The sequence below is a fragment of the Actinoallomurus acaciae genome (assembly GCF_042429965.1).
Taxonomy (GTDB): Bacteria; Actinomycetota; Actinomycetes; order Streptosporangiales; family Streptosporangiaceae; genus Actinoallomurus; species Actinoallomurus acaciae.
Genome location: NZ_JBHLZP010000973.1, coordinates 1 through 1,600, shown reverse-complemented (window position 1 = coordinate 1,600; position 1,600 = coordinate 1). Strand labels below are relative to the sequence as shown.

General features: G+C 73.8%; 3 protein-coding genes. All 3 read right to left on the bottom strand.

All coding sequences use genetic code 11. The features are described 5' to 3' along the window. Positions 1-119: 119 nt before the first annotated feature. The gene (locus ACFFNX_RS49510; RefSeq protein ID WP_378213434.1) at positions 120-731 is read right to left on the bottom strand and encodes a methylated-DNA--[protein]-cysteine S-methyltransferase; all 612 of its coding nucleotides are present in this window, start codon (positions 729-731) and stop codon (positions 120-122) included. Beyond that, positions 728-1,216 (bottom strand): RNA polymerase sigma factor, encoded by a 489-nt coding sequence (locus ACFFNX_RS49505; protein ID WP_378213433.1) that lies wholly within the window; start codon positions 1,214-1,216, stop codon positions 728-730. Before ACFFNX_RS49505 ends, ACFFNX_RS49510 begins: the two co-directional genes overlap by 4 nt. 150 nt (positions 1,217-1,366) lie before the next feature. Continuing rightward, positions 1,367-1,600 (bottom strand): hypothetical protein (locus ACFFNX_RS49500; protein WP_378213431.1); only part of this gene is annotated, 234 nt, incomplete at its 5' end.

Genomic DNA, 1,600 nt, shown 5'->3' with positions numbered 1-1,600 from the left:
GTCAAGCCACCCCACACACCAAAGAAAGACCACACCCACGGCTGTGGAAAACCCACGACCCAACCGAGACAGGCCCCAGGGCCCGTCTCAGAGATGAGACGGGCCCTGAGTCCATCCCGTCAGGCGGTCTCGAGGGTCAGCAGGGTGCGTTTGGCCTCGGGGCCGCCCGCGTAACCGCCCGGTGTGCCGTCGGACCGCACCACCCGGTGGCAGGGCACGACGATCGGCAGCGGGTTGGTGGCGCACGCGGTCCCCACCGCCCGTACCGCCCGCGGGCGGCCGGTGGCCGCGGCCACCTGGGCGTAGGTCTCGGTACGGCCGTAGCCGATGTCCGGCAGGTGGGCCAGTACGTCGCGCCGGAACCCCCGGGACAGCCGCCAGTCGAGCGGCAGATCGAACCCGGTTCGCCGGCCGGTGAAGTACTCCTCGATCTGCCGGCTCGCCTCGTCCAGCCGTACGGGTGCGTGCAGGACGCGGGGGCTGACCTGGTCGGCGAGCAGCCGTAGCGCCGCGTCGTGGTCCTGGGCGGCGAAGGCGACCCGCACCAGGCCCTGCGCGGTGGCCGCGAGCAGGAGCGCGCCGACCGGCGTGTCCAGCGTGCGGTATGCGACGTCGAGGATCCCCTCGCGCTGGGCCCGGTCCCTGAGGCGGTCGTGCAGCCGGGCCAGTGCGGGCCCGTCCTCGGTGGGCAGTGCCGAGAGCAGGCGCCGCGCGTCGGATGCGGTGTTCATCGAGCCATCTCCTCATGGTCGGTGACGGGGTAGGTGGAGCGCAGGGTCTTCAGGCCGTCGGCCGCCGCCCTGCGCGCGGCGTCCGTGCTTCCGCCGAGCAGGCCGGCGATCTCCTTGTACGGCAGCCCGGCGAGGTAGTGGTACGCCACCGCCTGGCGCTGTTTGGCGGGCAGGCCGCGCAACGCCTGCCACAGGTCGCCGTCCCAGTCCTCCGGCCGGCCCGTACGGCTGGGGTGTTCGGGCAGGGCGTCGACGGGCGTGGGCCGGCGTGCGGCGGCGCGCGTGACGTCGATCGCCTTGCGGTGGGCGATCGTCACGAGCCAGGCCTCGACGTTCGCGTCGGCGGGCAGCCCGGGATAGGCCCTCATCGCCGCGACGAACGTCTCGGACCAGGCGTCATCGGCGTCCTCCGGCCCGAGGACGGCCCGGCAGACGCGCAGCACCATCGGGCCGTACTCGGTCACGATCCGCTCGAACGGTTGCATGGTCACATCTTGCAGACGCTCCGGGGCGGGGAAACGTGAGATGGCGAGAGCAGGCGTCGGGACCGGCAGGAGGGCGCCGACGTCCCCGGCGTCCGCCGGGGACCCCGTCGCGGCCCGGCCGGTGACACCGCATGCCTGTGTCCTGTACCGCTAGAGGGACTCTCCGAGATCGATGACCTCGAACGCGACGCCGTAGCGGGTGCCCAGCCGGGTTCCGACCGGCCGGGCGATCGCCGCGAGGGACTCCTCCGGGTCGGCCATCGCGTGCGCGCCGAGCCCGCGCAGGTATGCCGCGTGCGCGCGCAGGGACGCGACCCGGTCGGCGAAGGTGGCGGTCACGTCGAGGCCGTCCGCCGCCAGCGGGCTGGCGGCGACGAGCACCCG

Bases quoted from the DNA above. Each gene is read 5' to 3' on its own strand.
- ACFFNX_RS49510 (WP_378213434.1), bottom strand. From the start codon at position 731: ATGAACACCGCATCCGACGCGCGGCGCCTGCTCTCGGCACTGCCCACC.
- ACFFNX_RS49505 (WP_378213433.1), bottom strand. From the start codon at position 1,216: ATGCAACCGTTCGAGCGGATCGTGACCGAGTACGGCCCGATGGTGCTG.